This window comes from Pseudomonas sp. Xaverov 259 (assembly GCF_019352915.1).
Taxonomy (GTDB): domain Bacteria; phylum Pseudomonadota; class Gammaproteobacteria; order Pseudomonadales; family Pseudomonadaceae; genus Aquipseudomonas.
Genome location: NZ_JAAAFV010000034.1, coordinates 204,095 through 210,696 on the forward strand (window position 1 = coordinate 204,095; position 6,602 = coordinate 210,696).

Here is a 6,602-nt window from a genome sequence, read left to right on the forward strand (position 1 = left end):
CTACGCCGCCGCGCATTGGCTGAGCATGCTGCGCAGCCAGGCGTGGGCGGGATCCTGATCAAAACGTGAATGCCAGGCCGCGTAGAGGTTGTAGCGCTGTACCTCAAGCGGCAGGGCAGACGATTGCAGCGTGCCGGCGTAGCGTTCAAGAAACTGCGCGGGCAAGGTACAGACCAGATCAGTGGTCTGCAGGATCAACGGCACCAGGCTGTAGTACTGCACCGAAACCCCAACCCGCCGCGCCAGCCCTTTGCGCGCCAACGCCTCATCCATAAAGCCGTAGAATCCACCGCCATCGCCGGACACCAGCACGTGTTCCAACTGGGTGTACGCCGCCAGCGTCACCGGCCCAGTACCGCGTGGGTGGCCGATGCGCTGGCCCAAGCGAAACTCTTCCTCAAGCAGTAACAGCTGCGAGGCTTTGTCGACGGCGTCTTTACCGGTCAGGGCGAGGTCGATGTCGCCGCTTTCCATCTGCTCGGGCAGCTTGTTTTTGTCGATGCCGCGAAAGGCAAAGCGAATGCCTTGGATGCCCATCGCACGCGTCAACGCGATCAGGCGCGGCGCCATGATGGCACTGGCGTTGTCATTCGCCGCCAGGCTGAACACACGTTGGGCACTGAACGGGTCGAACAGGGGCGTGTGGTTGATGACGTCTTCGAGCACTTGCAGGGCTTGACGCAACGGCTGTTGCAGGTGTTCGCCGCGAGGCGTCAGCACCATGCCCTTGCCGGACAGTGCGGGGGTGAGCAATGGGTCGCCGAACAGGTCACGCAAGCGCGCCAATTGTGCCGAGAGCGCGGGCTGGCTGATGGACAGGCGTTCGGCGGCGCGGGTGACATTACGCTCATCCAGCAAGGTGCTGAGTGAGGCCAGCAACGCCAGGTTATGGCCGGTGAGGTTCATGCCGCCAGTGCCTTGAGTGCAGTAAGGGAGAGGCTATATAGCACCTTTGCGGCCGCCGGTCGGCAGATCCCGCGCGTGCGGACAACAATTTCACAAACTTGTTGCGGAATATTAATGACAATTACTATCATTCGCGACGGAGTCGTATCCGCGCAGTGAGGAAGCGCAACGTTGTTGCCCTTTTTCCTCACATGACGGTTTGCCGTCAGGATCGACCATGCCCACCTGCTCCCGACTTGTTGTGCCGTTTCGCCCTACCCTGCTCGCCCTTTGCTGCTCCATAAGCTTTGCCGCTCATGCGGCAAGCCCGGACGGCAACGCACTGGAATTGGGTGCCACCACTATCAGCGCCGACGCCCCTGCACCGAACGCATTGCCACCGGTTTACGCGGGCGGCCAAGTGGCGCGCGGCGGCCAGTTAGGTGTGCTGGGCAACCAGGACATCATGGACGCGCCGTTCAGCATGTCCTCCTACACCGAGAAGTTGATCCGCGAGCAGCACGCGCAAACCGTCGGCGACGTGCTGCTCAATGACTCGTCCGTGCGCCAGGCATCAGGCTATGCGAACCAGGCCCAAGCCTTCGTGATTCGTGGCTTGCCGCTCAATGGCGACGATATCTCGTTCAACGGTTTGTACGGCATCCTGCCGCGCCAGATCATGTCCACCGACGCCCTGGAACGGGTTGAAGTGTTCAAAGGCCCCAACGCCTTCATCAACGGCGTGACGCCGAGCGGTTCCGGTATCGGCGGCGGCGTTAACCTGCAACCCAAGCGCGCCGATGATGTGCCGTTGCGCCGTTTGAGCACCGATATCAGCAGTGATGGCCGGGTTGGCGAGCACCTGGACATCGGCCAGCGCTTCGGTGAGGACAACCGTTTCGGCGCGCGGGTGAATATTTCCCAACGCGAAGGCGACACCGCAATCGACGACGAAAGCCAGCGCTCGAAGCTGTTCTCGGTCGGCCTGGATTATCGCGGTGACGCCCTGCGCGTGTCCGGCGATTTCGTTTATCAGAAGCAGCAGGTCAATGGCGGGCGTAACTCGGTGTTGCTCGGCAACGGCCTGACCCACATCCCGAATGCGCCGTCGGCCGCCACCAACTACGCGCCGAACTGGGGTACCACCAGCCTGGAAGACACTTTCGGCATGTTGCGCGGCGAGTACGACCTCAATGACAACTGGACCGCCTACATCGCCGGCGGCGCCAAGCACACCAATGAGCTGGGCCGCTATTCGTCGGTCACCCTGCGGGACACGCTGGGCAATGCCACGGTCAGCGGTTCGAACATTGCGCATCAGGAAGACAACACCAGCCTGATGGCCGGCCTGAACGGCAAGTTCCAGACCGGCGCGGTCAGCCACAAATTGAACCTCGGCTTGACCGGCATCTGGACCCAGACCCGCAACGCCTTTGACTTTGCCTCCGGCACCCAGCCGACCAATATTTACAACCCGGCCGATGTGACCGCTCCAGCCAAAGGAGGCTTCACCTCCGGCAGCGACCTGAATGACCCAGGCATCACCGCCAAGACCTTCGCCCGCAGCGCGGCGGTGTCGGACACCTTCGGCTTTATGGATGACCGTTTGCTGTTCACCGCCGGCCTGCGTCGCCAGGAACTAGTGGTTCAGGGTTACGCCTACGGCACCGGCACACGCACTGCCAATTACGCCAAGGGCATTACCACGCCGGTGTATGGCCTGGTGTTCAAACCCTGGGAGCATGTGTCGCTCTACGCCAACCACATCGAAGGCCTGGCGTCAGGACCGACTGCCCCCTCCACCTTCAGCAGCGCCATCGTGACCAACGCCAACCAGACCTTCGCACCCGCGCGCTCGAAACAGACCGAGGCTGGCGTCAAGGTCGACATGGGCACCTATGGCGCAACGCTGGGCGTGTACCGAATCGAACAGCCGACCCAAGGTTTTTCCCAGCTTAATGCGGACGGCACCGCGACCTTTGTCTTCGAAGGCGAGCAAGTCAACAAAGGTGTAGAGCTGAACGTCTTCGGCGAACCCGTCAGCGGCTTGCGCCTGCTGGGCGGCGCGACCATCATCCACACCGAGGTCAATGGCACGGCTAACGGCGCCAACGACGGTAACCGCGCTATTGGCGTGCCGTCCTTCCAGCTCAACGCTGGCGTGGATTGGGATGTGCCGGGCCTGCAAGGCGTGAGCGTCAATGGCCGCATGTTACGCACCGGCGGCCAGTACGCCGATGCGGCAAACAACCTGAGCCTGCCCGCCTGGAACCGCTTCGATGTGGGCGCCCGCTACAACTTCAAAGTGGCCCAGCGTGATGTAAGCCTGGGCGCGACGGTGGAGAACGTGGCGAATACCAAGTACTGGGAATCGGCGTTGGGTGGTTATCTGACCCAAGGTGATCCGCGGGTGGCCAAGTTCTCGGCGACGGTGGACTTCTAAACGCGTTGTAACCACCTGAGTCAGCGGATTTGCGCATCGCTGGCTCAGACGCGGCGGGACCGGGTCAGGTAGTTTTCGATGTTGCCCATTTGCTCGTCCCAACCACGGGAGTTCATCTTGAAGGCTTTCTGGCGACGGGCTTCAGGCACTTCGTCAAAACCGGATTCGACTACCCGCAGCAGGATGCCGGGGGCGCGGTCGTCGAGGGTGAACTCCACCAGGGTCGGTGTTTCCTGGTCGTAGTCGACGCCCTTTTCGACTGCGTAAGGGTGCCATCTGAATGAGAACAGGGTTTGGGGCAGGATGCGCACGATTTCGGCCTTCCACACCACATGTTCGTAGCCTGGGTAAGTGATCGGTGCCTCGATGGTTTTTCCAGCGGTAAAGGTTTCACCCTTGAGGGCGATGCCAAACCACTTACCAAACTGCTCGGCATTGGTGAGCGCTTCCCAGATCTGTTTGCGCGGTACGTTGAGCAGGACTTTTCGTTCGATGCGATCTAACACGTGCATAAGTCACCTCCTCCATTGAAAGTAGGCGACAACAAACAATGCGCAACCTCAGGTTGTAAGCAATGATGATTGTCCCCGTCCTTGATCAGGCAATACGTGTATGACTGACCCGCTGAATGGAAGTTGCTTCTGCAAAGCCGTGTGCTATCAAATCGACAGCTTGGACCTGCCCATCAGCCACTGCCATTGCGACAGTTGCCGCAAGGTGCATGCCGCCGCATTCGTGGCCACGGCCGGGGTGATGCGCGAGCACTTCCGCTGGACGCAGGGGCAGGAGCTGCTGTCGTCGTTTGAATCTTCACCGGGCAAGCTCCGGCATTTCTGCTCACGCTGCGGCTCACACCTGGTGGCTGAGCGTCGGCATCAGCCCCATGTGATTGTGCGGGTAGCGACGCTGGATGACGACCCTGGCGTGCGACCCACCTCGCACATCTGGACGGCCCATGACGTGCCCTGGCTTGCTTACGCAGGCGTAGAGCACTGGGATGAGTGGAAGGTTTGACTAGACGTGCGGGTCACCGGGCGCCTTGGCGGGCGTCGCATACTGCGGCTTGAGATGGCCTTCCTGGTCAAGCAGCCAAGCGTCCATGATCTGCCGCACCACCGGGCCCGCCACGCGGCCACCGGCCTCGCCGTTTTCGATCATCACCGAGATCACGATTTTGGGATGTTCGGCTGGCGCAAAGCCGACGAACAAGGCGTTGTCACGATGGCGCTCCAAGGTTTTGTTTCGGTTGTAACGCTCACCTTGCTTGATCGCTACCACCTGCGCCGTACCACTCTTGCCGGCGATGCGGTATTGCGCGCCAACCGCCGAGGCACGGGCGATACCCCGTGGGTCGTGCATCACCAACTGCATGCCATGGTTGACCTGTTCCCAATCTCGCGGATCCTTGAGTACCACGTTAGGCATCGGGTTTTCGTCCACCGGTGGTACACCGTTGATGGTCTTGGCCAGATGCGGCCGGTTCCACACACCTTTGTTGGCGATCAACGCAGTGGCTTGGGCCAGTTGCAGCGGCGTGACCTGCATATAACCCTGGCCAATGCCGAGAATCACGGTTTCGCCCGGGAACCAGGGTTGGCGCCGCGTCGCGCGCTTCCAGGCCTGGGAAGGCATCAGGCCGGCTGATTCTTCGAACATGTCGAGGGAGACTTTCTGACCGAGGCCGAACTCGGCCAGGTAGTCGTGCAGTCGATCGATACCCAGCTTATGGGCCAGGTCGTAAAAGTAGGTGTCGTTGGAGCGCATGATGGCCGCGTCCATGTCCACCCAGCCGTCACCGCTGTGGTTCCAGTTGCGGTATTTGTGGTCAAAATCGGGCAATTGATAATAACCGGGGTCGAACACTCGGGTTTGCGCGGTCACTACACCACTGTCGAGACCGGCGATGGCCACTTCCGGCTTGATGGTCGAGCCGGGCGCGTAAAGCCCGCGTAATACGCGGTTAAACAGCGGCCGATCGATAGAATCGTGCAGCGCGGCGTATTCCTTGAAACTGATGCCGGTGACGAACAGGTTCGGGTCAAAGCTCGGCTTGCTGACCATGGCCAGCACTTCGCCGGTCTGCGGGTCGAGGGCGACCACCGAACCGCGCCGATCACCCAGGGCCTCTTCCGCGGCTTCCTGGAGCTTGACGTCGAGGCTCAGCACGATGTTTTTGCCTGGGATCGGGTCGGTATGCTTGAGTACGCGCAACACGCGTCCCTGAGCGTTGGTCTCGACCTCTTCATAGCCGACATGGCCGTGCAACTCGGACTCGTAGAAACGCTCGATACCGGTCTTGCCGATGGACTGGGTACCGCGGTACTCCACCGAGTCGAGGGCTTTGGATTCTTTTTCGTTGATCCGGCCGACGTAGCCAATCGAGTGGGCAAAATGCGCGCCCAGCGGGTAATGCCGAACGAACTGCGGCTCGACATCGACGCCCGGCAGGCGGAACTCGTTAACGGCCAGCAATGCAATCTGCTCTTCGGTCAATTCGTAGAACAGCGTTACCGGCACAAAGGGATGGCGGGCTTGTTTCAATGCCTTGTCGAATACCGCGCGGTCTTCGGCAGGTAAGTGCAACAGGCTGACGATAGCGTCCAGCTCGCCCTTGAGGTCGGTGGTGCGCTCACGGGTGATGGTCAGGTTGTAGCTGGGACGGTTGTCGGCAAGCACTACGCCATTGCGGTCATAAATCAGCCCGCGCGTCGGCGTGATCGGCAGTACGTGGACCCGGTTGTTCTCGGAAATCGTCGAGTGATAGTCGTACTGCACCACCTGCAGGAAATACATGCGCCCGACCAGGGCGCAAGTAATACCAATCACCAACAGTGCGCAGGCGAGCAAGCGCTTGTTGACCAGGCGGTTTTCTTTTTCGTGATCCTTGATCGGTATCGGTTCAGGCATTGCTACAGCATCTCGTTGAAGAAGGTGGACGCCGCATCCTGCGGATAAAAGATCAATCCTTGTGAAAATGTGCTGCACCATACCAAAAATGCAGAAACACTTTGCATCGATTTCCCCAACGGCATGCTGTTTTGTCAGACAGGGACGGATTTTGGCTGCAAAAAGGCCTTAATCACACAGGTGCGATCAGTCAGAAGCCCTCCAGCTTTGTGCAGGACGCGTGTGAGGATGGCGATCGGGATGATGCCGATTGAGCTGATCAAGGCGCAGAGGTTTTGAAGCGGTTCGTGTTTTCCGACCGCCCAAAACAAAACCCCTGATTGCGTTAGCAATCAGGGGTTTCGGAATTTAATCTTGACGATGACCT

5 protein-coding genes are annotated in these 6,602 nt (G+C 60.1%); 2 read left to right on the forward strand and 3 right to left on the reverse strand.

Features of this window, described 5'->3' with window-relative positions; genetic code table 11:
* Positions 1-906, reverse strand: a complete 906-nt coding sequence (locus tag K0H48_RS17025; protein ID WP_219268357.1) for a LysR family transcriptional regulator — start codon at positions 904-906, stop codon at positions 1-3.
* Between the two features lie 217 nt (positions 907-1,123).
* Here K0H48_RS17025 and K0H48_RS17030 point away from each other — a divergent pair, with 217 nt between their 5' ends.
* Positions 1,124-3,328, forward strand: a complete 2,205-nt coding sequence (locus K0H48_RS17030) for a TonB-dependent siderophore receptor (RefSeq protein ID WP_219268358.1) — start codon at positions 1,124-1,126, stop codon at positions 3,326-3,328.
* A gap of 44 nt (positions 3,329-3,372) precedes the next feature.
* Here the strand turns inward: K0H48_RS17030 and K0H48_RS17035 are convergent, their stop codons facing one another.
* Complete coding sequence (locus K0H48_RS17035; RefSeq protein WP_219268359.1) at positions 3,373-3,840, reverse strand: SRPBCC family protein; 468 nt, start codon at positions 3,838-3,840, stop codon at positions 3,373-3,375.
* A 100-nt stretch (positions 3,841-3,940) separates the two neighbouring features.
* On the opposite strand from K0H48_RS17035, the gene K0H48_RS17040 reads away from it, so the two are divergent.
* Positions 3,941-4,342 carry a GFA family protein gene (locus tag K0H48_RS17040; protein WP_219268360.1) on the forward strand — a complete coding sequence of 134 codons (402 nt, stop codon included), beginning with the start codon at positions 3,941-3,943 and terminating at the stop codon, positions 4,340-4,342.
* Here the strand turns inward: K0H48_RS17040 and mrdA are convergent, their stop codons facing one another.
* Entirely contained in the window at positions 4,343-6,235 is a 1,893-nt protein-coding gene (gene mrdA, locus K0H48_RS17045; RefSeq protein ID WP_219268361.1) for a penicillin-binding protein 2, read from the reverse strand. It abuts the gene before it with no gap.
* Positions 6,236-6,602: the final 367 nt, after the last annotated feature.

Excerpts from the sequence above, each read along its gene's own strand:
- K0H48_RS17025 (WP_219268357.1), bottom strand. The coding sequence starts at position 906 with ATGAACCTCACCGGCCATAACCTGGCGTTGCTGGCCTCACTCAGCACC.
- K0H48_RS17040 (WP_219268360.1), top strand. The coding sequence starts at position 3,941 with ATGACTGACCCGCTGAATGGAAGTTGCTTCTGCAAAGCCGTGTGCTAT.
- mrdA (WP_219268361.1), bottom strand. The coding sequence starts at position 6,235 with ATGCCTGAACCGATACCGATCAAGGATCACGAAAAAGAAAACCGCCTG.
- K0H48_RS17030 (WP_219268358.1), top strand. The coding sequence starts at position 1,124 with ATGCCCACCTGCTCCCGACTTGTTGTGCCGTTTCGCCCTACCCTGCTC.
- K0H48_RS17035 (WP_219268359.1), bottom strand. The coding sequence starts at position 3,840 with ATGCACGTGTTAGATCGCATCGAACGAAAAGTCCTGCTCAACGTACCG.